Here is a 25,436-nt window from a genome sequence, read left to right as displayed (position 1 = left end):
GAATTTATACAGAGTTCTGCTGGGATTATAACAATGCTGTCAGCGATGCCAACTGCGAAATCTCAATATGTGGTAGCAGGCGGCTGTCAGCTACCTGCATCAGGCTCCGCTGACGGTCGTTGATCCAACAGGCTTGCAGGCCCGAACGCAGCGCCCCGGCAACGTCGGTGGTCAGGTCATCCCCGACGTGCAGGATTTGTTCCGGTGCCACGCCCAACCTTTCGACCGCCAGTTGATACATATCCTGATACGGCTTGGCGCGGCCATCTGGCCCGGAGCGCAGCACAAACTGGAAGTATTGCTCCAACCCGCACTGGGCCGGATCGGCATTACCATTGGTGATCGCCACCAGCGGATAACGTTGCCCCAGCGCCCGCAAGGTCGCGTGAGTGGCTTCTGGCACATCGATCCGGCTACGCCACAGGGCAAAGTTCTGCATGGCGGCATCGGCACCGATGGACGCTTCAGCATCGCGCAGCCCCTGACGGCTCAACGCCAAGTGGACCGCCCGCCAGCGCCATTGGGTAACGTCGTGGTAAATCTCCGGATCCTGTTCACGCAGTTCCTGCCGCAAACGGTGGAAGTCCGCCGACTGAAAGTGGCTTAATCCCGGATGGTAGTTCTGCAAAAAGGCCACCGACTCATGCTCGGTCTGCTTGATCACCGGGCGGTTGTCATACAGCGTGTCGTCCAGATCGAAAGTCAGCGCGGCCAGTGGGCGTAACGGACGGTAAAAGTGCATCAGGATTTCCCTCGTTTGGCGCGTGGATGCGCGGCATCGTACACGTTCGCCAGATGTTGAAAGTCGAGGTGGGTATAAATTTGCGTGGTGGTCAGGTTGGCGTGCCCCAGCAACTCCTGCACCGCGCGCAGATCGCCGCTCGATTCCAGCATATGGGTGGCAAAAGAGTGGCGCAGCTTGTGCGGATGGATATGGCTGTTGACGCCCTGCTTGACGCCCCACTCGGCAAAACGTTTTTGCACGTTGCGCGCCGAGATGCGCTTGCCCTGATTGGAGAGGAACATGGCATCATCCTGCGGTGCAAACAGATCGCGCAGCGCCAGCCAGTGCTCCAGCCAGGTAACCGCCGTACGGCCTATCGGCAATTTACGTTCTTTGCTGCCTTTCCCCAGCACCCAGATCTCACCGCCGCCCAGATCGACATGGCGGCAATCCAACCCCACCAGTTCGGCCAGACGCAGCCCGGCCCCGTACATCACTTCCAGCATCGCACGATCGCGAACCGCTAGCGGATCGTTGAGATCGATGTTCAGCAGTTGGTTCATTTCGTCGACGTCGATATTCTTCGGCAAATGACGGCCACTGCGCGGCGTGCGGATGCCTTTGGCGGGGTTGGCGCTTATCACGCCCTGGCCGACCAGCCAGTCCAGAAAACTGCGTAATGCGGAGAGGCGTAGCGCCAGGCTGGAAGACTGTAACCCGGCGCGCTTACTGCGGGCTGCCAGCTGACGCACTCTGGCGGCATCCAGCATCGGCCATTCGCTGATGCCCAGCTCGATTGCCATGGCGATCAACGCCTGCAGCTGGCGCGAATAGCTGATCTGAGTCAGTGGGCTGAGTTGCCGCTCCACCTTTAAATAACGCAGGAAAGCGTCCACCGGCGGTTGCAGGTTGGCCGCGACGCCGGTCATGCGCGTTCTATCCAGCGTTCCAACAGTTTTGGCAACATACGCGCCAACTGGCCGAGCATCACGGTGCCCATCCCCTGTTGATAATGTTGAGTATCGCGGCTGCTGAAGATCACCATGCCAAGATCGCCCTGATCCCCAAGCAATGACAGCGCCACGGAGCCAACCTGTTTGGCCTGCGGCAGCAACAGCAGCAGTTCGGGGCCATTGAGGTTGCCGAGGTAGTGATAGCGATCGCCCAGGCGTTGAATACGCAGCGGCTCAAACGCCGAGCGCGTCAGGCCAAGATGGGTGAAATCCGACGGTGCGCCAATATTCCAGCGATCGGCAAACAGGCGGATATTCGCCCCTGCCAGCCCAAACCCGCGCGCCCAACGCTGCAAGCGGTTGAGCATATCCTGCAGGCTGCTGGCGGTGGCCAGGTCAGCCTGTAGATGCAGCAGGCGGCCAAACAGCGATTCGTTGGCACTGGCCTGCTCCATCAACAAGGTGATCTCTTCTTCCAACTGGGTGATCTGGTTGCGCTGACGCGCCAGATGCCACTCCACCAAAGATACCGTGCCCCGCACCGGGTGAGGCACTCGCATCTGTTCAACCAGCCGTGCATTGCGCATAAAGAAGTCCGGATTCTGCATCAGAAATTGCATCACCGTGTCATCATCAAGCTCAACGCCCATGGCTATCCGATCGTCAACCTGCTTCATAAGTGAATAAATCCGTCATAAACATGGGTGGCCGGGCCGGTCATGAATAACGGCTCCCCTGGCCCCTTCCAGCGAATATGCAGGCTACCGCCAGGCAGTTCGACATGCACCTCTTCCGCCAGTAGCTCTTGTTGAATGCCCACCGCCACGGCAGCACAGGCACCACTGCCACAGGCCTGCGTTTCACCGGCACCACGCTCATAAACCCGCAGTTTGATGTGCTCACGGTTCACAACCTGCATAAAGCCGATGTTGGCACGTTCCGGGAAGCGATCGTGTCCTTCCAGTACCGGCCCCAGCAGTTCCACCTTGGCGGTTTTCACGTCGTCCACCTGCAACACACAATGTGGGTTACCCATTGAGACCACGCCGCACAGCACCGTATGTTCCGCCGCGCGCATGATGTAGGTCTTTTCCGCTTTGGTGGCGCGAAACGGCACGATCTGCGGATCGAAATTCGGTTCACCCATATTGACGCACACCAGGTCATCATCGGTAACGCTAAGGATCATGCGCCCGGTCTGGGTACTGACGCGGATATCACGTTTGTTGGTCAAGCCTTTCAAGCGCACAAAGCGGGCAAAACAGCGGGCGCCGTTGCCACACTGGGCCACTTCGCTACCGTCAGCATTGAAAATACGGTAATGGAAATCGAGTTCGGGATCGTACGGCGGTTCTACCACCAGCATCTGGTCAAAACCCACGCCCAAATGCCGGTCGGCCAGACGGCGGATCAGCTCAGGTGAAAAATAGACGTTCTGTGTAACGGCATCGACCACCATAAAGTCGTTGCCTAAACCGTGCATTTTGGAGAACTGCATATCATACTCCGCTATCTGGACGACGTACCGTCTGATATTTATGGTGGCATCAACCACCATAAAGGCTCATTACTGATTGCTCATCGACGGTTGCTGCTGAGTGCCAGCGGGTTCTTGTTGGTTTTTGCTAACGGTGCCAGCACTGGTTACCGGTTGCTCTGCCGGTTTGTCCTGCGGTGGAAAATACAGCGGGCCCTTCAGGCCACAGCCAGAGAGCCCGGCCAGCAAAACGGCCATCAGCGCATAGCGTAGTTGTTTTTTCATTTGCATTAATGCCTGTAATTCATGCGTCCAAGCTCACTATAATCGCAGGTGGATCATGAAAAGCAATAGGAATCGAATATGAACGATAGCGAGTTTCACCAGTTGGCCGACCAACTGATGCTGAATATTGAACAGACCCTGGACGATTTTGATGGTGATGCGGATATCGATTACGAAACTAACGGCGGGGTGATGACGCTAAGCTTCGAAAACGGCAGCAAGATTGTGATCAACCGTCAGGAGCCGTTGCACCAGGTGTGGCTGGCCACCAAGGCCGGTGGCTATCACTTTAGCTATCGTGACGAGAGCTGGCATTGCGATCGCAGCGGCCGGGAATTTTATGAGTTGCTGAGTGAGGCGGCCAGCACACAGTCCGGCGAGACGGTCAGTTTTAGTTGAGTTTTGCTGAGGGGCGCAAGCTACTGCGCCCTCAAGCATTAATGCAGCTGGAACTGTTGCTTCAGAGGCTGTGCGGCATTGCCGTCGGCGACCGAGATACACAGATTCGACAGCGCATTGCTGCGGAATGGGATCACCTGGGTACGGCCATCGATATGCACAATCTGATAGAACTGCGGCAGGTTGAAGTTGATAAAGCTGGAGCCGTAGGTAAAGCGATCGTGTGAGGAGGAATAGAAGCGGCTGACGTCGCGCACCAACTCCTCTTTGCTCCCTTCACAGTGGTGATAAACCTCAACCCGGTTCGACTCATCCAGAATGTAAATGTTGAAGCCTTTATCATCCGTGGTGTCTTCAAAGAAGAACTGGATGATCCCCTCACTGGCAAAACCATCAACCACCGGTGGCAAATGCACCTGATCGGTTTCCACCTTGATCGACAGGCCATGCAGTTTGTTGTTGGAGATCGCCCCGTAGAACTCCACGGCGTTTTCCAGCTTCTGCACCGACACGCTCAGGCGTTCGAAGAACAGGCCCCAGGTTTGCCCGGCCACACGCACCGCTTTAAACCGGCCCGGCTCCAGGCGAGTGCTGGAAAGACGCAGCTCGATACACTCGGAAACCAGTTGTTGAATGCGGGTACGGATCAGGCCACGTAAGTGCTGGCTGTAACAGAACACCTCCACCGATTCCGGCGGTGCCGCATCCTGATGCATCTTGCCCAGAATGGTCTTCAACGCTTCAAGCACCGACTGCTCACCGCTGAAATGCAGGGTACGCACTTCGTTCCATGAGTTGCGATACAGCAGATCGATACTGCCAACCAGGCATTGTTGCTGCTGGCCAAAGCTGAACACGTCCAGCTTACGGAAATCGAAATGCACCACCTGATTACGGAAAGCCGCCGTCGGGTCGTTTTCCAGGTTGACGATAATCGCCAGATGGCGGATTTCACACGGGCTGTAGAGCGCTTTCGGCGTCGGAGCGGCCAAGCGCAGCGGGAAATGGTGCGACACGTCGGTAACCAATTCCTGCAGTTTGGCGGTGTCGCAGATATTGCCACTCTTGATATGCAAGCGGGTGCGCGAAGTGAGCAGGCCGTTGAAATAGGCCCAGGCCACCAGCTTGTTGAGATAGCGGTTATATTCCAGCGGCTGATGGCTGACGATCGAGCTCATCTCCGGTGCCTGGTTATACAGGTACCAGCCGGTGCGGTTGGCGCGGCCAATCGGCACGTGAATAAAGGTCAGGTCGTTTTCTGACAGGTCGGGTGAAATCTGCGGGTTCACCAGCGTCACCTTACCCGGCAGTGCCTCAAAGGCCGCGTACAGTTTACGGGTCAACACTCCGATATCCTGCGGGCTGGCACTGACGCTGAGGTTGTTGCGGCGAGCGAAGCGGATCAGGTTGCGATAGCTTTGCATCATCGCATCCAGCAGTTCGTTGTGGGCTTCGCGCACCCGTTCGATCTTCCAGTTAGCCCGATTATCGAGGATCTCCAACCGCTCTTCGTCCCAGCCCCACTCACTGACCAGTTGGCTGAGGATTTCCCGCCGCCAGCCGATAGTGGCGTTGTTGGACTGCGACAGCTTCTCGCAGACCTTCAGATAGAAGCAGCGGCGAACCAGGTCAAGGCGGGTGGTATCGTTGATTTCCGTCAGATAGTGGGTGACGCGCTCCAGCATCATGCAATAGGCATCAAGGCCAAAGCAGACGATCTCCCCCTGGTGCAGACGATGTTTGATCCCCATCGCCAGCAACTGAGTTTTCGGATATTCCCATGAATAGGCTTCAAGCAGCAGCGTTTTCAGCACCGCCTTGTAGGGCGAATCAATGCTCTTATACAGCTGCCACAGGCTGGCACCGAAGTACTCTTCAGCGGAGAGCGTGCTCAATCCGCCGAGATCCAGCCACTCATTCGGGGTTAGTACCCCCTGGGAATAGAGCGAAAGCACATATTCATCGTAATGCGCTTCCTCTTCGCCCGGCACCATGTTCCACAGGATACGTTTCCCTGCCAGACGCACGGCCGTGCGGTAGAACTCATCGAGCAACAGAATATGTTGGGTCGAGCCGCAGTCTTCTCCGCCCAGGCTGCCGCTTTCGTTATGGCGGAAACGGTTTTCGTCGATCAGGAAGAAGCTGACTTCCACCCCCATCGAGGCCGCCCATTTCTCCAGCAGGCTGCATTTTTGCTGCAGGCGGCTGCGTTCTTCGTTGTCTAGCCAAGATTGGTGGCAGACCCAGATATCCAGATCCGAAGTGCAGCTCTGGCCGATCGAGGAGGTGCTGCCCATGGAATAAAGCGCCGTAATCGGCAGTTCACCCGTGGCCATTTTTTCAAACGGGCTACCCCATTTGTCTTCTAGATCATTGAGATAGGCTTGTTGGGTTTCATCAGGCGTGTAGATACAGATGCCATGGGGAACGTTACCGTTGAGGTAGCCCGGCATCAGTGGATGATGGTGGTGCAATAAGGTAGGCAGCAGACTGTAGACCCGTTGGAACGCGGGCTTCATGGCCGCCAGGGCACGATCGACACGTAGTTGGTTGATCGCATCCAGTCTTTGTTTCAGTGTCTCGATGTAGAGGTACAAGACGTCTCGCCTGATTATCCCGATGCTTGAAAAAAACCCGTATTCCCGCTGCGTCTTTAGTTTAGAAGAATTTTTGACGACTTATTGCTGGAAACGTGATCAATCTAACACCTTGCTGATTGACCGTAAAGGAGGTAAAGCGACACACTTATCCTAGCACTTCTATAAATGATTTACCCGCTGTGTGAACTGCCGCCAACTTCTCCTCACGCCCCTTTGATTCCGTTGTCCTTTCTCCGCCTGTGGCTTCTTGCACTGACAGTTTTGATCCTCAGTGGTAGGATGGACGGCGAATTATAAAAACGGTAACCAGCATGTTAGACAAAATTATTCGAATTGCCACCCGTCAGAGCCCACTTGCCCTATGGCAAGCACACTACGTTCAGCAGCGTCTGATGGCTAGCCACCCTGGCCTGCAGGTGGAACTGGTGCCTATGGTCACGCGCGGCGACATCATTCTGGATACGCCGCTGGCCAAGGTTGGCGGTAAGGGCCTGTTCGTCAAAGAACTTGAGCTGGCTCTGCTGGAAGGCCGGGCAGACATTGCCGTGCACTCGATGAAAGACGTCCCCGTCGACTTCCCCGCTGGCTTGGGGCTGGTCACCATCTGTGAACGTGACGACCCGCGTGACGCTTTCGTCTCCAATAACTTTGCCTCGCTCGATCAACTGCCGCTAGGCAGCGTGGTCGGTACCTCCAGCCTGCGCCGTCAATGCCAGCTGCGTCGCCGTCGCCCGGATCTGATCGTACGCGATCTGCGTGGCAACGTCGGCACAAGGTTGGGTAAACTGGATAACGGCGATTACGACGCCATTATTCTGGCCGTGGCCGGGCTAAAACGTCTGGGTCTGGAACAGCGTATCCGCTGCCCGCTGAGCGCGGAAGAATCCTTGCCCGCCGTCGGCCAGGGCGCAGTCGGTATCGAGTGCCGCCTTGACGATGACGTCACCCGAGCTTTGCTGGCCCCTCTCAACCATCGCGAAACCGAAATTCGTGTCCGCGCAGAACGGGCGATGAACACCCGCCTGGAAGGAGGCTGCCAGGTTCCCATCGGCAGCTATGCCGAACTGACAGGCGATGAGCTGTGGTTACGTGCGCTGGTCGGTGCCCCCGACGGCAGCCAGATGGTCTGCGGTGAACGCCGTGGCCCGTCGGCACAGGCTGAGCAAATGGGTATAGAACTGGCAGAAGAACTGTTGGCTGCCGGTGCCCGTGAGATCCTGCATGACGTTTATCAGGGAAATCCTCCGGCATGACCATTCTGGTAACCCGCCCTTCTCCCGCCGGGGAACAACTGGTGAGCCGCCTGCGCGCACTTGGCCGGGTTGCCTTTCACGCGCCGCTGATCGACTTCGCCCCCGGTAACGATCTTGTCCGCTTACCTCAGGGGCTGGCAGAGTTGCAGGCGGGCGATCTGGTGTTTGCCCTGTCGCAGCACGCCGTCAGCTATGCCAGTTCGGTCATCAATCGTGCCGGGCTTCAATGGCCTGGCCAGTTATCCTATTATGCTATTGGCCGCACCACCGCACTGGCAATGCATCGCATCAGCAGCCTGCCGGTAGACTATCCGCGTGAACGTGAAATCAGCGAAATGCTTTTGCTGCTACCCGCGTTGCAACAGCTCACCGGTAAACGAGCGTTGATCATGCGAGGTAACGGCGGCCGCGAGCTGCTAGGCGAGACGCTGGCTGAGCGAGGGGCAGTGGTAAGCTATTATGAATGTTATCAACGCAGCCCGGTGCATTATGATGGCAGTGAGCAAAGTGCCCATTGGCAACGCGCCGGTATCGATACGCTGGTAGTGACCAGCGGTGAAATGTTACAACAGCTCTATACTTTAGTTCCTGATTACTATCGCTCTTCCTGGCTGTTACGTTGCCGCCTGATAGTGGTCAGTGAACGTCTTGCTACCCTTGCCCAGGAGCTGGGTTGGAGCACGATTCGGGTAGCTGAAAACGCAGATAATGACGCGCTGATCCGCGCGCTACAATAACCTGACTATGGGATGTGCCACTATGACGGAACAAAACACTCCATCCGCCGCGGTTGAAGAATCAAACCCAGCGGTTGAGAGCCCCCAGCAGCCAGCCGCTGACCACCGGAAAGGCAAGAACACCGGCCCGGTATTAGGTGCGATTGCCATCGTGCTCGTCATCGCTCTGGGTGCTGGCGGCTATTATCACACGCACCAGCAGGCGCAGACATTGATTGCCGCCAACCAGGCTTTACAGCAACAGTTGGCAGAACTGAAGCAGAGCCAGCAGCAGGGAAAGAGCGCACTGGAAGGCTTGCTGCAACAGCAGGGTAAAACGCTGGAGGCCACCGATCGCGAGCAAACTTCGCTGGTGCGTCAGCTCAATGAACTGCAAGATAAGGTTGCCACCATTTCCGGCAGCGATGCCAAAACCTGGCTGCTGGCACAGGCGGACTTCCTGGTGAAAATGGCAGGCCGTAAACTGTGGAGCGATCAGGATGTCACCACCGCGGCTGCGCTGCTGAAAAGCGCCGACGCCAGCCTGGCAGAGATGAACGATCCGAGCCTGATCGATATTCGCCGCGCCATCACCGAAGATGTCGGTACCCTTTCCGCCGTGGCGCAGATAGATTTTGACGGCATCATCCTGAAGGTCAACCAGCTGTCCAATCAGGTCGACGACCTGCGTCTGGCGGATAACAACCGTGATGAACGGCCAATGGATGAAGACGACGGCGAACTGTCCAGTTCGTTGAGCGAATGGCGTCAAAACCTGACCAAGAGCTGGCACAACTTTATGGCGGACTTTATTACCGTCCGCCGTCGTGATAGCAGTGCTGAACCGCTGCTGGCGCCGAATCAGGATGTCTACCTGCGTGAGAATATCCGTTCGCGCCTGCTGGTTGCCGCACAGGCTATCCCTCGTCATCAGAACGAAGTGTATAAACAGTCGCTGGAAACGGTATCAACCTGGGTACGCGCCTACTTCGATACCACCGATCCGGCTACCAAGGCGTTCCTGGAAGAGTTGGACAACCTGAGCCAGCAATCGATCTCCATGGACGTACCGGGCCAGCTGAAAAGCCAGCCGATGCTGGAAAAACTGATGCAGACCCGGGTGCGTAATCTGTTGGCCCAGGCCCCTGCCACTCACCAGGAGGGATAAGCCATGTTACGCGTGTTATTCCTGTTTCTGGTGCTGATTGCCAGCCTGGTGCTGGGGCCGATGCTGGCCGGGCACCAAGGCTATGTGCTGATCCAGACCGACAATTACAACGTCGAAACCAGCGTCACCGGTCTGGTGATTATGGCGGTGCTGCTGTTCCTGGCGCTGTTTGTCATCGAATGGATCCTGCGCCGCGTCTTCCGCACTGGCGCGCGCACCCGTGGCTGGTTCCTTGGCCGCAAACGCAGCCGCGCCCGTAAACAAACCAAAGCGGCGCTGATCAAACTGGCGGAAGGGGATTACAAGCAGGTAGAGAAACTGCTGACCCGCAATGCCGATCATGCCGAGCAACCGGTGGTGAACTACCTGCTGGCGGCAGAAGCTGCACAGCAACGTGGCGATGATTTCCGCACCAATCAGTATCTGGAGCGTGCCGCAGAGGCTGCCGATACCGACCAGTTGCCGGTAGATATTACCCGCGTGCGTATTCAGTTGGCTCAGGGTGAAGCCCATGCGGCACGGCACGGCGTCGATAGCTTGCTGAACCAGGCACCGCGTCACCCGGAAGTGCTGCGGCTGGCGGAGCAGGCCTATCTGCGTACCGGAGCTTATGCCTCACTGCTGGAAATTCTGCCTTCGATGAGCAAAATCAACCTGCACAGTGAAGAAGAGCTGCAGGCTTTACAGCAGCAGGCCTATATCGGCCTGATGAATCAGGCCATGGCCGATGAAGGCAGTGAAGGGTTGAAGCGCTGGTGGAAAGATCAGAGCCGTAAAATCCGCCACGAAATCCCGCTACAGGTAGCGATGGTGGAACATCTTATTGAGTGTAATGACCATGAACTGGCACAAAGCATTGTGCTGGACGGTCTGAAACGCCAATACGACGAGCGGCTGGTGTTGTTGATCCCACGTATCAAATCTGGCAACCCGGAGCAGTTGGAAAAAGCGTTACGCCAACAGATCAAGCAGCATGGTGCGACACCGTTGCTTAACAGCACGCTGGGTCAGTTACTGATGAAACACGGTGAATGGCAGCAAGCCAGTGATGCGTTCCATGCAGCACTGCAACAGCGGCCAGATGCCTATGACTACGCCTGGCTGGCAGATGCGTTGGATAAGCTGCACCGCAGCGATGAAGCCACACAGATGCGCCGTGAAGGGCTGATGTTAACGCTCAAGCAAAACGGCGAGTAACTTCCCCGGTTGGCTTGTCAGGGCTCAGCATGCCGTGCTGGGCCCTTTTTTTTGCCTGAAACTTTCCTTGGGGCAAAAAAAACACTTGCCGCGAGACAAGTGTATAAAAGAAGCAATCAGGTCTAGGACAACTGGGGTGGTGCCTCACTCAACGTTTTGCCCGGAGTGTGATGAAGCCGTTGCAAGCAACCCTTTCATCGTTCAGGTGGGCAATAGGCACCCTAAAATCGGCTCTGCATCATTCCTGGGTTTATGAGGCCTAAGGCGAACATAAGAAGTGGAATGAGCATCTACGATAGAGGTATTGCACTTGGCGTGCCAACTTTTAACTGCTGAGTGCCAACAGGCAAAAAATTAACTCATCATTTTGAATTTAAACGATTTTAAATTATCTCCATTGACCCCTCTGATTTTTCCCTCCCGTTCGCTGCGATTTGCCCCTCTACGGATCCTGTCGCCTTAAAACGACGGGTTAATGAGAAGTCTCTTTTATTGATTAAAATCATCAGGTTAAATGTCTCAAACTGACGACAACAGGCATGCCCATAAAGGACAAAAGGAGACAGGTTGAAATTTCGCAGGGTTTGCCAAGATAAAACCGCTCGATAAAACGACTCGCGATAAAATAAAACGCTGGTTTAATATTTTTGCGAGGCACATCACAAAATACTTGATCGATTTGGCGGCCAGGTGTAGCCTATTTGTGTGACGTGAGTCACACTATTAATAACTCTCTGGGGACTGCCACTATGAAACTGATTAACAAAATCATCACCGCTTTCAACAACGTAGACTTCTCATTCGGCACCATCAATCTCTGATTGCCGACGTAACGCCTGCCTGAAATAAAACGACTGTTATCTGGGGCAAGAACGGCATGATGCCGATATGCTCCAGAAGTCGTTGCATTGTTTATCCTCCATTTTTGCACCCTGCCATTTTGCCAGCGCTTATCTCTGCTTCCTTCTGATCATTCCCTTGTAAGGCCAGCTCTAAAGTTGTCTGCTTCCCCTCACCCCAACCCTCTCCCACAGGGAGAGGGAGCTGCCCTGAGCCCTTGATTAGCCCGTACCGCTTCGGAGAGTGATGAGTTAGAAGAAAGACAGGGTTATACGCAGAGAAATCAACGAACTCGATCGGTCCCCAAAAGAAAGGAAGTTGTCCGGATCGCCCGATTAGCACGTACCACTTCGGAGAGTAATGAGTTAGAAGAAAGGCAGGGTTATACACAGAGAAATCAACGAACTCGATCGGTCCCCAAAAGAAAGGAAGTTGTCCGGATCGCCCGATTAGCACGTACCACTTCGGAGAGTAATGAGTAAGAAGAAAGGCCGGGCATTACTCAGAGAAATCAACGAACTCGATCGGTCCCCTCTCCCTGTGGGAGAGGGTTAGGGTGAGGGGCCAGCACGATATCTCAGGTATCGGACGCCCACCCTTTCCGCCAGTATAAAAAGCAAAAAACCCGCTCATTGCTGAACGGGCTACACAAATCCTAGACGTAAAAAAGCCCGCTTTTAAAGCGGGCTTTCTTGAAATTGGTCGGCGAGAGAGGATTCGAACCTCCGACCCACTGGTCCCAAACCAGTTGCGCTACCAAGCTGCGCTACTCGCCGATTTCTTGTTGCTGATACTACCGAACTTTCCAGCCTATGTCTATGTAAATATTAAATTTATCAGACATTTTGTGTGTGGTGCGAAGAGAGGGACTTGAACCCTCACGTCCGTAAGAACACTAACACCTGAAGCTAGCGCGTCTACCAATTCCGCCACCTTCGCACAGTCACAAAACAGCTTTCAATTCTTGTACTTTACCCTAGGTAAAGTGGGGTGGCTAATGGGGCTCGAACCCACGACAACTGGAATCACAATCCAGGGCTCTACCAACTGAGCTATAGCCACCATAACTACTTTATCTACTGCTTACTTCACGCGGTAATCATACCACCGCAGCTCCTGCGCACAAAATTAATGGCGCGCCCGACAGGATTCGAACCTGAGACCTCTGCCTCCGGAGGGCAGCGCTCTATCCAGCTGAGCTACGGGCGCGTAGCGCCGTTGCGGGTGGGGATACTACGGTTTTATGCCCATCCTGTCTAGTGCTTTTTCTCAGAAATGTTGAGTTCGCTGACCCTTTGCTCACTCTTGCAGCAGAAAGAGCCCGACAGGGCCCTTTTCTTAAGCTTAGCGCTGACTTTCTGTCCGCTTTTCAGGCTCATGATGGACTTTGTGCATACCGAATACAAAGTAGCACAGGCTCACCGCAGCCAGGAAAATCATCCCCACCACCAACGAAATCCGCGTATCCGGATTGATCCCCATGCCAACCAGCACACAAATCAGGAAAGCGATGGTCAGGTAGTTCATGTAAGGGAACATAAATGACTTGAAGCTGTGAGTCTTCATCGCTTCTTTGTGGGCTCGGCGGAAGTAGATCTGGCTGATCAACACCACGAACCACGGCATCATGCCCGGCAGCACGCTGGCGCTATAGACATAGACGAACACCTGCTGAGGATTGGGAATAACGTAGTTCAGCGCCGACCCCACCAACAGGCAAATGATGGTGATGGCAATACAGTTGACCGGCACGCCGCTGGCAGAAAGCCTGGTCAATGCCGCAGGCAGTTGACGGTTCTTGGCCAAGGCATAGAGCATGCGGCCGCCGCTATACATGCCGCTGTTGCAGCCGGAGAGTGCGGCGGTCAGCACCACAAAGTTGATGATACCCGCAGCGGCAACAATACCAATCTTGGCAAAGGTCAGCACAAACGGGCTGCCAGCGGTGCCGATACCGTTCCACGGGAAGATGGTGACAATCACGAAGATGGCACCGACATAGAAAATCAGAATACGCCACAGGATGTTGTTGATCGCCCGTTTGAGCGTTACCTGCGGGTTTTTGGCTTCCCCGGCGGTAATACCGACCAGCTCAACTCCCTGGTAAGAGGCCACCACGATACACAGCGCAAACAGGAAGCCTTTCCAGCCACCAGCAAAGAAGCCGCCGTGAGCCGTCAGGTTGGCAAACCCGGTCGGCTGCCCGCCGTTGCCGAAGCCGAAGAAGATCACCCCCAAGCCCACCAGGATCATCACGATAATGGTGGTAACCTTGATCATGGCAAACCAGAACTCCAGCTCACCGTACAGACGCACCGCCGCCAGGTTGGCTAACGCGACCATGGCGACCGCAATTAACGCTGGCAGCCACTGCGGTATCTCAGGGAACCAGAACTGTACATAGACGCCGATAGCCGTGATTTCCGATATCCCCACGGCAAGCCACATAAACCAGTAGCCCCAGGCGGTGAGATAGCCGAAAAAGGGGTTCATGTATTTGTGCGCATAGACGGCGAAAGAGCCCGCTACCGGCTCCAGGAACAGCATCTCCCCCATCGAACGCATGATGAAGAACACAAACAGGCCGGCGATGATATAGGCCAGCAACACTGAAGGCCCTGCCCATTTTAGCGTACTGGCCGATCCCATAAACAGACCCACGCCAATCGTCCCACCCAGGGCGATCAGCTCTATATGTCGCGCTTCTAACCCGCGATGTAAACCTTGTGGTTTTTCTTTGCTTGCCATAAATCCTCAGTCATATCTTTTATGATGTTGTTTGCCTGCCGATCGGTGCCGGTCATTATTGTTTTAGACAAGTTGAGTGTAATTCATCCCCCACCCGCGCAAAACGCTACTTGGCGAGCAATCCGCACCATGTAATGACGAGGAAGTGACACTAGGGCCTGGGGAAATTTGCGGGCGTTATGGTTTCGCATTTTGCCGCTATAAGCAAACCGCGAATTAAAACCTTATGGAATAAGTGACGAGGGAATGATTGACCGAGGTTATAGCTTTGACCACGTTATGGCCGACAGGGAGATTATTTGCGCAAAACAGACGCTGGAGCAACAGATGGGCTGCTCCAGCCGGAGGATCACATCTTGCCGGTATAGTAATAGCCGACGAACTTGAGTAGCCGAAGCTGGCGGCGTATACGGCTCGGCTGGCTGAGCAGGCGATAGAGCCACTCCAGGCCCAGATTCTGCCACACCTTGGGGGCACGCTTCACATGGCCGGTAAACACGTCATAGGTGCCGCCAACCCCCATATACAGCGCCTGTGGATGTACCTTGCGGCAATCCCGCATCAGGATTTCCTGCTTGGGCGATCCCATTGCCACTGTCACGATAGCCGCGCCGCTGGCACGAATGCGTTCAAACAAGGCATCCCGCTGTTCTGGTTTGAAGTAGCCATCCTGGCTGCCAACCAGATTCACATTCCACTGACTACGCAGCTTCTGCTCGGTCTCTGCCAGCACCGAAGGCTTGCCGCCAACCAGAAACACCGGCGTACCTTCCTGCCCGGCACGCTGCATCATGGCTTCCCACAGATCGGCCCCAGCCACACGCGACACCTCCGCGCCAGGATACTTGCGGCGGATGGAGCGCACCATGCTGATGCCATCGGCATATTTATACTCCGCCTCATCCAACAGGGCATGCAGCGCCGGATCGGTTTCTGCATTGAGGATTTTCTCGGCGTTCATCGCCACCAGGGTGCCTTGCTTGACCCTGCCACCGTCGAACAGAAAATCCATGCACTGCGCCATGTTGCGAAAGCCCCACAGGCTGAAACCACGCAGCTCATACTTGGGAACCGAAATGTTTGCTTCCATTGTCACTATTACCTTGGCACAAGGGAGTTGGCTGCTGGAGCCAACGCGCGCTTGCGCATAATTCGAGTCTTGATAAGCCCGGCAGCATCAAACAGCCAGTACAGTAATTTTGCCAATATCAGGCAGGCACCAAAAATAATGCAGAAGAACACCACGCGTGAGACAAACGAATCGACCCCCTCACGCGCCAGCACGATGATATTAAACACCGCACCAAAGCAGAACCCTTGCAAAATCGCCGCCTTAAAGCGGTTCTGTTCACTTTTGCCAAGCTCATACAGCCAGTCGAACCACTTGATGATCAGGCCCACCACAATGGCGCCCAGTGGGATAAACAGCACTCCACCCATCACCACCAGCGAGCCAATCAGCGTTGGGGAAATCGCCAGCCCGGAGTGGTTGTCCAGCACTTCCCAGGTAAAGTAGTTGGCAGTATTCAGCACCAGATCCGGCCGCCCCGGCCACAGCCAGGCAGGGATGAAGACATAGAAATCACGCACGATCGGGGCCAACCCCTGGAAATCGATCTTGTCGTAATTTTGCAGCAGTAGCCCCAGGTTCTCCCACGGCGAGAAGGTATCACGGGTCAGATACAGGAAAGTGTAGAACGCTTCCGGGCCGCTGACATCCAGGCTATAGCGTTTCAACGCCAGCCAGAACATGCCGACGATGCCGAACACCCCGGCGGCCACCAGCATCCACAGCGAGATCCAGCCGCGCACAATGCCGATAAACAGGAATAGAGCGAACGCGATGATGATGTTGGCACGGGTGCCGCCCACGATCACGTAGGTCAGAATGCCAAACGCCACCGTGGCCGCCAGGAAGAAGAACCAGGCGCGCAGATCCTGTTTCAGGAAATAGACCACCAGCATCGCCGGGATAAAGAAGTAGAAGAAGCGCTTGAGCGCCACCCCTGACACATCGCTGGAGAAGATTTGGCTGTAGGAGTTAAGCTTGAACAGCAGGAAACCGTTCTGCATAAAGAAGATGCCCACGGTGCCGATCGCCACCAGCGCCAGCAATATCCAGGTGATATGCGTCTCAACCCGGTTCATGGTGAACACCGGCTTATGCGGCTGGCCAGTGCGTTTACGCAACCGCGTCTTGTAGCTGACGTAGTAAATCGCGTAGAAGGCGGTAGCCGAAAGGATGGCGTAAAGCAGGAACTCTACCGGCACCACGGCCACGTCAAACTGGAATACCAGCAGGCAGGTCAGCGGGAAGCCAAAGTAAAACGTCAGCAGATAGAGCAGGGAAAAGAAGACGTTAAAGTTGAAGCGGACGCGCCGAAACTCCTGATAGGTCAGGGTCAGCACAAATAGCGCCCCGATCAGATAGACGACAAACAGCCCGCCAAACTGTGCCAGCGTCATGGGTTTTCCCCCGCCGCCAGCGCCAATGCCTGCTGCCAGCCATCCACGTAGTTCGGATTGAAAAAGGCGATAGACTGCTTATCCAGCGTTGCCAGTTGGCGCTGTGATTCGCGCACCACGGCTTCATCCAGCGAGTCGCCATAGAACAGCACCGGCAGATGCTGCTCAGCCAGATCCTGCCAGAACGGGTTCTTGCGGCTCAGTACAAAAGGCACGCCAAACTGGATCAACAGGCACAGCGTACCGATCCCCTGCTGACGGTCGAAAATGAAGTAGCCGAGATCGCACTCACGCAGAATATTGAGATAATCGTCAAACGCCACCTGTTGGGTCAGCAGTTGCAGATTCTGTTCGGAGAACAGCTTCAGGCCCGCCGCGCGCACCTGGGCAATATAGGCGTCGTTATTGGCCGGATAGCCCATCGGCAAAATCACCCGCACCTTGTCACCAAATTGCTGATGGATCGCCTGCAACGCCTCAATATGGCGGTTGGTGGTATCACCAGAATTGCCCACCAGGATAGTCATCGGCCCAGCCAGGTTCTTTTCAACTTCGATACCCGTCAGGGCAGGATCCATCCGCGTTGGGAAATACAGCAGCGAGGCCGGAACGCGTGCGTGCCGCTGCTGATAGTGGATCAGGTCGCCTCGGGTAGCAAACACGTGGCCCACCCGCCCTTGGGCAATGCGGCGCAGCACGTAGAACAGGCGGTATTTCCAACTGGTGGCGTTTTCATACAGATCGGCCCCCCAGATATGCCAGCTCACCTGGCGCGGCTTGATCTTGCCGCTCAGCAAGGCCAGCCACAACGTTGCGTTAAACTGGCCATGCAGGAACAGGCGAGTGTCACGGTTGGCCTTGGCACGGGCAATCACTGCCTCTGCCAGGCTCTTCTTGCCAGGGAAAGCCTCGATGGTCAACTTTGGAAAGTGGCCCAACGCGGCCACGTCTTTGGCTGCCACCATGAAGTGACACACTTGTTCTGCGGGCAGGCGGTCAGCCAGCACGTCATTAAAGAAGCGCAGCACCGTCTGATTATGATGCGGGATATCAGATCCCAGTACGTGGATTAGTATGGTCATACTCGTCTACGATAAAGAATAAATACGCAGCTACAGAGCGCAAAATACACGATGTAGGTTGCCATATAGGCCTGTGCCGCCCCTAATGCGCCGTGCAGCGGGATCAGCCAGTGCGAGAACAGCGTCAGCAAGGCAAACTGGCTGACCTCTGTCAGAATATAAAAACGGAGCGACGCCTTGGCGATCACCAGGTAACCGAAGACGTAGGCCCCGACTTTCAGCACGTCCCCCACCAGTTGCCAGGCAAACAGATCGCGCATGGCAACGAATTTCTCAGAGAACAGCAGCCAGATGGCGAAGTCACGCAGCAGCCAGACGGTAAAGCTGGCAGCGGCGACCGCAGGCAGCACAAACTTCAGCGAGCGCACGATCTCCCGCGAAATGGCGCTTTTCTCTTGCAGGCGCGACAGCGTTGGCAGCAGGTAAACGGTGAAAGAAGCGGTAATAAACTGCAGGTAGGCATCGGAGATACTGCTCACCCCTTGCCAGATCCCCACTTCGTCCCAGCCGTAATGTTCCGCCAACAGGTTACGCATCATTACATAGGCAACCGGCAAGGTCACGGAGGTGATCAGCGCCATCAGGGTAAACTTACCGAGATGGCTGGCCAGCGCCTTATCCCAGGCCAGCGCCAGATAACGCAGCGGCAGCGCCTTGCGCCGCCACAGCATGAAACCAGCAGGCAACACCACCAGGGCAGGAACCAGAGCCAACCCGGCCAACGCGCCTTCATAACCGCCCAGCTTAAAGCATAGCGTAAAGGCCACCACACCTATCAGGCTACCGGCGATCACCGCCAGCGCGTTACCCATCGCATCGCGATAACCTTTGAGGATCGCCAGGAACAGGTTGGCGTAGGCAATCCCCATCTGGATAAACGCCACCGCCCGCACCACGTTCACATAGTCACCATGGCCAAACAGCCCACGGCTGATCGGCTCGGCAGCAAACAGGAACACCAGCGCCAGCAGGGTTGAGAAACCCAGCACGATGCTGGACGCGGTGCCCACCGCCATACGCAACCGCTGCGGATCCTGATGGTATTCCGCCACATACTTGGTGATACCGTTAAAAATTCCGGCACCCGACAGCACGCCCAGCACGGTGATCAACTGGCGGAAGTTACCCGCCTGCCCGACCCCGCTGGGGCCGAAGGCCACCGCCAGCATTTTTACCACCAGCAACCCCACGCCGATCTTGATCAGCGTGGAGCCCGCGGTCCAAATCGATGCTTTTGCCAGCGACATATCAGGCGAGGAAGCTCAGAATGGTATTGATCACCGTACGTTGATTGACGTCTGACATGTTAAAGAACAGCGGCAGACGCACCAGGCGCTCGCTCTCTTTGGTGGTGAAGCGGTCTTCGCCGGAGAAACGGCCAAACTTCTCACCCGCCGGGCAGGCGTGCAGTGGGATGTAGTGGAACACCGACATGATTTCGGCTTCTTTCAGGTAGTCGATAAACGCGGTACGATCCTGCACGTCTTTCAGCTTGATGTAGAACATATGGGCGTTGTGCACGCAGTTGGCCGGAATGACCGGCAAGGCGATACGCCCTGAGTCTGCCAACGGTTTCAATGCATCGTAATAGTTCTGCCACAGCTTCAGGCGGCGCTGGTTGATCGTCTCGGCGGCCTCCAGCTGTGCCCACAGATAAGCGGCTTGCAGATCTGACATCAGATAGCTGGAACCAATATCGCGCCAGGTATATTTGTCTACCTGACCACGGAAGAACTGGCTGCGGTTGGTGCCTTTTTCACGGATCACTTCGGCACGATCGATCAGGGCCGGGTCGTTAATCAGCGTCGCGCCACCTTCACCGCCAGCGGTGTAGTTTTTGGTCTCATGGAAACTGAAGCAACCGATATGGCCGATAGTCCCCAAGGCTTTGCCTTTATAGGTCGACATCACGCCCTGCGCGGCATCTTCCACCACCATCAGGTTGTACTTCTTCGCCAGCGCCATGATGGTGTCCATTTCACAGGCTACGCCAGCGTAATGCACCGGCACGATGGCACGGGTTTTATCGGTGATCGCCGCTTCGATCTTGGTCTCATCGATGTTCATGGTGTCTGGACGCAGATCGACAAACACCATCACCGCCCCGCGCAGCACAAAGGCGTTAGCGGTGGATACGAAGGTATAGCTCGGCATGATCACTTCATCACCCGGCTGGATATCCAGCAGGATGGCGGCCATTTCCAGTGACGCGGTGCAAGACGGCGTCAGCAGCACTTTTGGGCAGCCAAAATGCTGTTCCATCCACTGCTGGCAGCGACGGGTAAAACCACCATCACCACAGAGTTTGCCGCTGCTCATCGCAGCCTGCATATAATCGAGTTCCGTGCCAACAACCGGTGGAGCGTTAAATGGGATCATGTAAACCTCTATAGAACCAATACGCGGTGCTTTCTAGGGTGGCACCGTGCCGTTGATAGAGCCGTAACGCGGCAATATTACTTATTTGAGTCGCGATCCGCAGGCGCTGCAGCCGTTGCTGCTGGCACCAGGCGATCGCGGCAGTCATCAGCCGAGAACCGGTCCCTTTACCTTGTACACCTGGAAATGCCGCCAGCAGGCCGATACGCGCCTCTTGCTGGCCAATATCACGCAGGCTGACAAACCCTTCTGGCTCCCCATCGCTACCCAGCACCAGCAGGCACTGATGGTCAAACGTCCCCAGCACCGCTTTTTCAATCCAGGTGGCGTAAAAACGCCCGCTGTCCTGCGGCTGATACCAAGGCGCGCGAAAACGGCTGGCGGCAAAAACCTTGGCCGCCACCGAACGCAACAGTGGAATATCTTCGAGCTGGGCGATGCGGATGGCCGGTAAATTCAATGCACAATCTGTGCCAATTGCCAGGGCAAAGTCCACTTCGCCCTCTACCAGCCGAAACCCCGCGGCTGCCAAACCATCGGCCAAATCCAGACGCTGGGCCGGGATCTTGGCCTGAACCAGCGCAAACGCATCCAGTTCAGTTGCCGTAAGCGCAGGAGCCGCCTCGTCAAAATGCAATTTGGCGCTGGTGAGTTGGAAATACTCGCTTTCCCAGCCCAAAGGCTCAATATTGGCGTGGACGGACATGCAGTAAATCCAGTAAGTATTTGCCATAGCCGGTTTTGGCTAACGCCTGCGCCGAGCGTCTTACGCCATCATCATCCAGCCAACCGTTACGCCAGGCGATCTCTTCCAGACAGGCAATCTTGAACCCTTGGCGCTTCTCTACCGTCTGCACAAAGGTACTGGCTTCGATCAGGCTGTCGTGGGTGCCGGTATCGAGCCAGGCAAAACCACGCCCCAGCAGCTCGACGCTCAGTTCGCCACGCTCCAGATACATCTGGTTGATGCTGGTAATTTCCAACTCGCCGCGTTCGGAGGGCTTCACCTGCTTGGCGAAATCCACCACCTGGTTGTCATAGAAATAGAGACCGGTGACCGCCCAGTTGGACTTCGGCTTCAGCGGTTTTTCTTCAATCGACAGCGCGCGGAAGTTATCGTCGAACTCCACTACGCCAAAGCGCTCTGGGTCCATGACCTGGTAACCGAATACCGTGGCACCTTTCAGACTCTGGACCACGCTTTTCAGTTTCGGGCTGAAGCCCTGGCCGAAGTAGATATTGTCGCCCAGCACCAGGCAGCACGGCTCGCCGCCGATAAACTCTTCGCCAATCAGGAAGGCCTGTGCCAACCCGTCCGGGCTCGGTTGTTCGGCGTAGCTGAGGTTGATGCCAAACTCTTCACCGCTGCCCAGCAAACGGCGAAACGAGGGCAGATCTTCAGGCGTAGAGATAATCAGAATATCGCGGATCCCGGCCAGCATCAGCACCGAGAGCGGATAGTAAATCATCGGTTTATCGTAAATGGGCAGCAACTGCTTGGAGACGCCGCGGGTGATCGGGTGCAAACGCGTCCCCGAACCGCCGGCTAGAATAATACCTTTCATCATGACTCCTGAACTTCCGCTAGCCGCACGGCGCTTATAGCCTTCCGTGCGTTTATCTAGATAGGATTATTGGTTTAGCCCTAAACGCTCGCCTGCATAGGAACCGTCTTGCACGCGGCGCCACCAGGTTTCATTGTTCAGATACCAGGAAACCGTTTTGCGGATGCCGCTTTCAAAGGTTTCCTGTGGGCGCCAACCCAGTTCACGTTCAATTTTGCCCGCGTCGATGGCATAACGCATATCATGGCCTGGGCGATCTTTAACGTAAGTGATCAGATCGCGATATTTCGCCACGCCCTGCGGTTTGTTCGGTGCCAGTTCTTCCAGCAGATCGCAGATGGTCTGTACCACTTCGATATTTTTGCGCTCGTTGTGGCCGCCGATGTTATAGGTCTCCCCAATCACACCTTCTGTCACCACCTGATATAACGCCCGCGCATGGTCTTCCACAAACAGCCAGTCACGCACCTGCGCACCATCGCCGTAGACCGGCAGCGGTTTGCCGGAGATGGCATTAAGGATCACCAGCGGCACCAGCTTCTCTGGGAAGTGGTAAGGGCCGTAGTTGTTGGAGCAGTTGGTCACGACGGTAGGGAAACCGTAGGTACGCAGCCAGGCGCGCACCAGGTGGTCGCTTGAGGCCTTGGAGGCAGAATACGGGCTGCTTGGCGCGTAAGGCGTGGTTTCGGTAAACAGATCGTCGGTACCGTGCAGGTCGCCGTACACTTCATCGGTAGAGATATGATGGAAACGGAAAGCCTGCTTTTTCTCTGCCGCCAGCGCCTGCCAATAATGGCGGGCAGCTTCCAGCATGGTGTAAGTGCCCACTATGTTGGTTTCGATAAAGGCCGCCGGGCCGTCGATCGAGCGGTCAACGTGGCTTTCTGCCGCCAGGTGCATCACGAAATCCGGCTGGTACTGCGCAAATACGCGGTCTAGTGCGGCGCGGTCGCAGATATCTACCTGCTCGAAAGCATAGCGCTCGTTGTCCGCTACACCCGCCAGCGACTCCAGGTTACCGGCATAGGTGAGCTTATCAACCACCACCACGCTATCGCGGGTCCCCTCGATGATATGTCTTACCACGGCAGAGCCGATAAATCCGGCCCCGCCGGTGACCAAAATACGTTTCAACGCCAAACTCCTTTGGTGTCCACGATCCAGGACTGCTTAATCTCTTCCGGCCTGATGGCCTTGAATTCTTTATGATCGACCAGCATGACGATCACATCCGCCTGCTGTAAGGCCTCAGGCAGTTTTTTCAGCGTAACGAGGCCCGCCAGTGACTTCGGCAATTGCTCAACGTTAGGCTCGACCGCCAGGGTTTCACCTACGTGCCAGTCGGCAATCAGGTGGGCTACTTCAACCGCCGGGCTTTCACGCAGGTCGTCGATATTAGGTTTGAACGCCAAACCGAAGCAGGCAATTTTCACTTCAGAAGCGCGCTTGTTGGTGGCCGCCAGGCAATCTGCCACGGCTGCCTTGACCTGATCGACCACCCAGAGCGGTTTGCCGTCGTTTACCAGGCGCGCAGTATGGATCAGACGAGCCTGCTGCGGGTTCTGCGCCACGATGAACCAAGGGTCAACGGCGATACAGTGCCCGCCCACGCCTGGGCCAGGTTGCAGAATGTTGACGCGCGGGTGGCGGTTGGCCAGGCGGATCAGTTCCCACACGTTAATGCCCTGCTCGGCACAGATCAGCGAAAGCTCATTGGCAAACGCGATGTTAACGTCGCGGAAGCTGTTTTCCGTCAGTTTGCACATCTCGGCGGTGCGCGAGTTGGTGATCACACACTCACCTTCGAGGAAAATCTTGTACAGCGCGCTGGCGCGCTCGGAGCATTTTGGCGTCATCCCGCCGATCACGCGGTCATTCTGGATCAGCTCAACCATTACCTGCCCAGGCAGCACGCGCTCAGGGCAGTAGGCAATGTTCACGTCGGCCTGCTCACCGGCATCCTGCGGGAAGCTCAGATCGCTACGCGCCTCTGCCAACCACAGGGCCATCTGCTCGGTAGCGCCCACCGGTGAAGTAGACTCCAGGATCACCAGGTCGCCTTTTTTCAGTACCGGTGCCAATGACTTGGCGGCGGCTTCAACGTAGGCCAGATCGGGTTCGTGATCGCCTTTGAACGGCGTTGGTACGGCAATCAGGAACGCATCGGCCGCCAGCGGTTTAGTCACCGCCTGCAGGTAACCGCCTTCTACCGCTTCTTTTACCACGCGATCCAAATCAGGTTCGACGATGTGGATGGCACCGCGGTTAATGGTATCTACCGCGTGCTGGTTAACATCTACGCCCACCACTTTCTTCTTGCGGGAAGCAAACGCCGCCGCCGTTGGCAAACCGATATAGCCCAGGCCAATAACTGAAATAGTGTTAAAACTCATAGTGTCACCTGATGATTCTTTAAAGCTTCGAGGATACGTTGGCAGGCATGCCCGTCACCGTATGGGTTATGCGCCCGGCTCATGGCGTGGTATTCGCCTTCGTCTGTCAATAACCGGGTTACCGCATCAACAATTTTAGCTACGTCCGTTCCCACCAGCTGTACCGTGCCGGCATCTACCGCTTCTGGCCGCTCGGTGGTATCACGCATCACCAACACCGGTTTCCCCAGCGATGGCGCCTCTTCCTGAATGCCGCCCGAGTCGGTCAGGATCAGATAAGATCGCGTCATCAGATAGACAAACGGCAGGTAATCCTGCGGATCGATCAGAATGATGTTATCGATCCCCTTCAAAATACGGTTAACCGGCTCGCTGACGTTCGGGTTGAGATGCACCGGATACACCACCTGCACGTCAGGATGCTGAAGAGCAATCTCGGCCAAGGCGCTACAGATGCGCTCAAACCCACCGCCGAAGCTTTCGCGACGGTGCCCAGTCACCAGGATCAGCTTTTTGTTGGCATCCAGGAAAGGATAACGCTGGTCAAGGCTGCTGCGCAGCTCTGGGTTGTGCATGATGCGGTCGCGCACCCACAGCAACGCATCGATCACGGTGTTACCCGTGACGAAAATATGGTCGTCCCGCAGCGATTCACGTAACAGGTTCTGCCGTGAATTTTCGGTTGGCGAGAAGTGATACATCGCCAAATGCCCCGTTAACTTGCGGTTGGCCTCTTCAGGCCAGGGAGAATAGAGATTACCGGTACGCAGGCCCGCTTCCACATGCCCCACCGGGATACGCTGATAAAACGCCGCCAAGCTGGTCGCCATGGTGGTCGTCGTGTCACCGTGAACCAACACCACGTCCGGCTTGAAGTCCTCCAGTACGCCTTTGATCCCTTCCAGAATGCGGCAGGTGATTTCACTCAGCCCCTGGCCCGGTTTCATAATATTCAGGTCGTAATCCGGTACGATTTCAAACAAACGCAGTACCTGATCCAGCATCTCGCGATGCTGTGCCGTAACGCAGACTCTTGACTCAAAGGCATCATCCTGAGCCAGAGCATGTACCAGAGGTGCCATTTTGATGGCTTCCGGTCTGGTGCCAAAAACAGTCAACACTTTCACAGCGAATCTCTTTTGGTCGGTGAAGTGCAGGCGAACCTGCAAAGTTGGGCACTCAGTGCCCAAC

22 protein-coding genes and 4 tRNA genes are annotated in these 25,436 nt (G+C 55.8%); 5 read left to right on the top strand and 21 right to left on the bottom strand.

What is annotated here, in order from left to right:
• Positions 1-25: 25 nt before the first annotated feature.
• From yigB to KGP17_RS00915, 5 genes are all read right to left on the bottom strand, one after another.
• Entirely contained in the window at positions 26-742 is a 717-nt protein-coding gene (gene yigB, locus KGP17_RS00935; RefSeq protein ID WP_021807765.1) for a 5-amino-6-(5-phospho-D-ribitylamino)uracil phosphatase YigB, read from the bottom strand.
• Complete coding sequence (gene xerC / locus KGP17_RS00930; RefSeq protein WP_021807764.1) at positions 742-1,653, bottom strand: tyrosine recombinase XerC; 912 nt, start codon at positions 1,651-1,653, stop codon at positions 742-744. Before xerC ends, yigB begins: the two co-directional genes overlap by 1 nt.
• Positions 1,650-2,354, bottom strand: a complete 705-nt coding sequence (locus tag KGP17_RS00925; protein ID WP_021807763.1) for a DUF484 domain-containing protein — start codon at positions 2,352-2,354, stop codon at positions 1,650-1,652. Before KGP17_RS00925 ends, xerC begins: the two co-directional genes overlap by 4 nt.
• Positions 2,351-3,175, bottom strand: a complete 825-nt coding sequence (dapF, locus tag KGP17_RS00920) for a diaminopimelate epimerase (RefSeq protein ID WP_021807762.1) — start codon at positions 3,173-3,175, stop codon at positions 2,351-2,353. The genes KGP17_RS00925 and dapF overlap by 4 nt, the downstream gene beginning before the upstream one ends.
• 69 nt (positions 3,176-3,244) lie before the next feature.
• Positions 3,245-3,439: a lipoprotein gene (locus KGP17_RS00915; protein WP_301178823.1), complete on the bottom strand. Its 195-nt coding sequence runs from the start codon at positions 3,437-3,439 to the stop codon at positions 3,245-3,247.
• A 78-nt stretch (positions 3,440-3,517) separates the two neighbouring features.
• Between KGP17_RS00915 and cyaY the strand changes: the two genes are divergently transcribed.
• The gene (gene cyaY / locus KGP17_RS00910) at positions 3,518-3,838 is read left to right on the top strand and encodes an iron donor protein CyaY (RefSeq protein ID WP_021807760.1); all 321 of its coding nucleotides are present in this window, start codon (positions 3,518-3,520) and stop codon (positions 3,836-3,838) included.
• A gap of 38 nt (positions 3,839-3,876) precedes the next feature.
• Here the strand turns inward: cyaY and KGP17_RS00905 are convergent, their stop codons facing one another.
• Complete coding sequence (locus KGP17_RS00905) at positions 3,877-6,435, bottom strand: class I adenylate cyclase (RefSeq protein WP_021181540.1); 2,559 nt, start codon at positions 6,433-6,435, stop codon at positions 3,877-3,879.
• 314 nt (positions 6,436-6,749) lie between these two features.
• On the opposite strand from KGP17_RS00905, the gene hemC reads away from it, so the two are divergent.
• From hemC to hemY, 4 genes are read left to right on the top strand one after another with little or no spacing between them, the layout of a single operon-like run.
• A complete protein-coding gene (gene hemC / locus KGP17_RS00900) occupies positions 6,750-7,691 on the top strand; it encodes a hydroxymethylbilane synthase (protein ID WP_021807759.1) in 942 nt (313 codons plus the stop codon).
• Entirely contained in the window at positions 7,688-8,428 is a 741-nt protein-coding gene (gene hemD, locus KGP17_RS00895; RefSeq protein WP_059199108.1) for a uroporphyrinogen-III synthase, read from the top strand. Before hemC ends, hemD begins: the two co-directional genes overlap by 4 nt.
• 22 nt (positions 8,429-8,450) lie before the next feature.
• A complete protein-coding gene (gene hemX / locus KGP17_RS00890; protein WP_021807757.1) occupies positions 8,451-9,575 on the top strand; it encodes a uroporphyrinogen-III C-methyltransferase in 1,125 nt (374 codons plus the stop codon).
• Between the two features lie 3 nt (positions 9,576-9,578).
• Positions 9,579-10,772, top strand: coding sequence for a protoheme IX biogenesis protein HemY (gene hemY, locus KGP17_RS00885; RefSeq protein ID WP_021181545.1), 1,194 nt, complete (start codon positions 9,579-9,581; stop codon positions 10,770-10,772).
• Positions 10,773-12,311: 1,539 nt separating this feature from the next.
• Here hemY and KGP17_RS00880 read toward each other — a convergent pair.
• From KGP17_RS00880 to wecB, 15 genes are all read right to left on the bottom strand, one after another.
• A tRNA-Pro gene (locus tag KGP17_RS00880) sits at positions 12,312-12,388 on the bottom strand.
• A gap of 76 nt (positions 12,389-12,464) precedes the next feature.
• A tRNA-Leu gene (locus KGP17_RS00875) sits at positions 12,465-12,551 on the bottom strand.
• A 47-nt stretch (positions 12,552-12,598) separates the two neighbouring features.
• Positions 12,599-12,674 (bottom strand) — tRNA-His (locus KGP17_RS00870).
• A gap of 70 nt (positions 12,675-12,744) precedes the next feature.
• Positions 12,745-12,821: transfer RNA gene (locus tag KGP17_RS00865), tRNA-Arg, on the bottom strand.
• Positions 12,822-12,956: 135 nt separating this feature from the next.
• Positions 12,957-14,360 carry an amino acid permease gene (locus KGP17_RS00860; RefSeq protein WP_021807755.1) on the bottom strand — a complete coding sequence of 468 codons (1,404 nt, stop codon included), beginning with the start codon at positions 14,358-14,360 and terminating at the stop codon, positions 12,957-12,959.
• Between the two features lie 349 nt (positions 14,361-14,709).
• On the bottom strand, positions 14,710-15,450 hold the full coding sequence (gene wecG / locus KGP17_RS00855; protein ID WP_021807753.1) for a lipopolysaccharide N-acetylmannosaminouronosyltransferase: 741 nt from the start codon (positions 15,448-15,450) through the stop codon (positions 14,710-14,712).
• A gap of 8 nt (positions 15,451-15,458) precedes the next feature.
• Positions 15,459-16,826 (bottom strand): ECA oligosaccharide polymerase, encoded by a 1,368-nt coding sequence (wzyE, locus tag KGP17_RS00850; RefSeq protein ID WP_021807752.1) that lies wholly within the window; start codon positions 16,824-16,826, stop codon positions 15,459-15,461.
• Positions 16,823-17,908 carry a TDP-N-acetylfucosamine:lipid II N-acetylfucosaminyltransferase gene (locus KGP17_RS00845; protein ID WP_037376579.1) on the bottom strand — a complete coding sequence of 362 codons (1,086 nt, stop codon included), beginning with the start codon at positions 17,906-17,908 and terminating at the stop codon, positions 16,823-16,825. The genes wzyE and KGP17_RS00845 overlap by 4 nt, the downstream gene beginning before the upstream one ends.
• Positions 17,905-19,155 carry a lipid III flippase WzxE gene (wzxE, locus tag KGP17_RS00840; protein ID WP_059199111.1) on the bottom strand — a complete coding sequence of 417 codons (1,251 nt, stop codon included), beginning with the start codon at positions 19,153-19,155 and terminating at the stop codon, positions 17,905-17,907. Before wzxE ends, KGP17_RS00845 begins: the two co-directional genes overlap by 4 nt.
• Position 19,156: 1 nt before the next feature.
• Complete coding sequence (gene rffA / locus KGP17_RS00835; protein ID WP_037376578.1) at positions 19,157-20,287, bottom strand: dTDP-4-amino-4,6-dideoxygalactose transaminase; 1,131 nt, start codon at positions 20,285-20,287, stop codon at positions 19,157-19,159.
• Positions 20,274-20,993: a dTDP-4-amino-4,6-dideoxy-D-galactose acyltransferase gene (gene rffC, locus KGP17_RS00830; RefSeq protein WP_094982250.1), complete on the bottom strand. Its 720-nt coding sequence runs from the start codon at positions 20,991-20,993 to the stop codon at positions 20,274-20,276. Before rffC ends, rffA begins: the two co-directional genes overlap by 14 nt.
• The gene (rfbA, locus tag KGP17_RS00825) at positions 20,971-21,852 is read right to left on the bottom strand and encodes a glucose-1-phosphate thymidylyltransferase RfbA (RefSeq protein ID WP_021807749.1); all 882 of its coding nucleotides are present in this window, start codon (positions 21,850-21,852) and stop codon (positions 20,971-20,973) included. The genes rffC and rfbA overlap by 23 nt, the downstream gene beginning before the upstream one ends.
• 66 nt (positions 21,853-21,918) lie before the next feature.
• Positions 21,919-22,986: a dTDP-glucose 4,6-dehydratase gene (gene rffG / locus KGP17_RS00820; protein WP_021807748.1), complete on the bottom strand. Its 1,068-nt coding sequence runs from the start codon at positions 22,984-22,986 to the stop codon at positions 21,919-21,921.
• On the bottom strand, positions 22,983-24,245 hold the full coding sequence (wecC, locus tag KGP17_RS00815; protein WP_021807747.1) for a UDP-N-acetyl-D-mannosamine dehydrogenase: 1,263 nt from the start codon (positions 24,243-24,245) through the stop codon (positions 22,983-22,985). Before wecC ends, rffG begins: the two co-directional genes overlap by 4 nt.
• Positions 24,242-25,372 carry a non-hydrolyzing UDP-N-acetylglucosamine 2-epimerase gene (gene wecB, locus KGP17_RS00810; protein WP_021181555.1) on the bottom strand — a complete coding sequence of 377 codons (1,131 nt, stop codon included), beginning with the start codon at positions 25,370-25,372 and terminating at the stop codon, positions 24,242-24,244. Before wecB ends, wecC begins: the two co-directional genes overlap by 4 nt.
• Positions 25,373-25,436: the final 64 nt, after the last annotated feature.

Source organism: Serratia sp. JSRIV001, assembly GCF_019968745.1.
Classification (GTDB): Bacteria; Pseudomonadota; Gammaproteobacteria; order Enterobacterales; family Enterobacteriaceae; genus Chania; species Chania fonticola_B.
This window is presented reverse-complemented; position numbering and strand designations above follow the sequence as displayed.

Bases quoted from the DNA above. Each gene is read 5' to 3' on its own strand.
- yigB (WP_021807765.1), bottom strand. From the start codon at position 742: ATGCACTTTTACCGTCCGTTACGCCCACTGGCCGCGCTGACTTTCGAT.
- xerC (WP_021807764.1), bottom strand. From the start codon at position 1,653: ATGACCGGCGTCGCGGCCAACCTGCAACCGCCGGTGGACGCTTTCCTG.
- KGP17_RS00925 (WP_021807763.1), bottom strand. From the start codon at position 2,354: ATGAAGCAGGTTGACGATCGGATAGCCATGGGCGTTGAGCTTGATGAT.
- dapF (WP_021807762.1), bottom strand. From the start codon at position 3,175: ATGCAGTTCTCCAAAATGCACGGTTTAGGCAACGACTTTATGGTGGTC.
- KGP17_RS00915 (WP_301178823.1), bottom strand. From the start codon at position 3,439: ATGAAAAAACAACTACGCTATGCGCTGATGGCCGTTTTGCTGGCCGGG.
- cyaY (WP_021807760.1), top strand. From the start codon at position 3,518: ATGAACGATAGCGAGTTTCACCAGTTGGCCGACCAACTGATGCTGAAT.
- hemC (WP_021807759.1), top strand. From the start codon at position 6,750: ATGTTAGACAAAATTATTCGAATTGCCACCCGTCAGAGCCCACTTGCC.
- hemD (WP_059199108.1), top strand. From the start codon at position 7,688: ATGACCATTCTGGTAACCCGCCCTTCTCCCGCCGGGGAACAACTGGTG.
- hemX (WP_021807757.1), top strand. From the start codon at position 8,451: ATGACGGAACAAAACACTCCATCCGCCGCGGTTGAAGAATCAAACCCA.
- hemY (WP_021181545.1), top strand. From the start codon at position 9,579: ATGTTACGCGTGTTATTCCTGTTTCTGGTGCTGATTGCCAGCCTGGTG.
- KGP17_RS00860 (WP_021807755.1), bottom strand. From the start codon at position 14,360: ATGGCAAGCAAAGAAAAACCACAAGGTTTACATCGCGGGTTAGAAGCG.
- wecG (WP_021807753.1), bottom strand. From the start codon at position 15,450: ATGGAAGCAAACATTTCGGTTCCCAAGTATGAGCTGCGTGGTTTCAGC.
- wzyE (WP_021807752.1), bottom strand. From the start codon at position 16,826: ATGACGCTGGCACAGTTTGGCGGGCTGTTTGTCGTCTATCTGATCGGG.
- KGP17_RS00845 (WP_037376579.1), bottom strand. From the start codon at position 17,908: ATGACCATACTAATCCACGTACTGGGATCTGATATCCCGCATCATAAT.
- wzxE (WP_059199111.1), bottom strand. From the start codon at position 19,155: ATGTCGCTGGCAAAAGCATCGATTTGGACCGCGGGCTCCACGCTGATC.
- rffA (WP_037376578.1), bottom strand. From the start codon at position 20,287: ATGATCCCATTTAACGCTCCACCGGTTGTTGGCACGGAACTCGATTAT.
- rffC (WP_094982250.1), bottom strand. From the start codon at position 20,993: ATGTCCGTCCACGCCAATATTGAGCCTTTGGGCTGGGAAAGCGAGTAT.
- rfbA (WP_021807749.1), bottom strand. From the start codon at position 21,852: ATGAAAGGTATTATTCTAGCCGGCGGTTCGGGGACGCGTTTGCACCCG.
- wecC (WP_021807747.1), bottom strand. From the start codon at position 24,245: ATGAGTTTTAACACTATTTCAGTTATTGGCCTGGGCTATATCGGTTTG.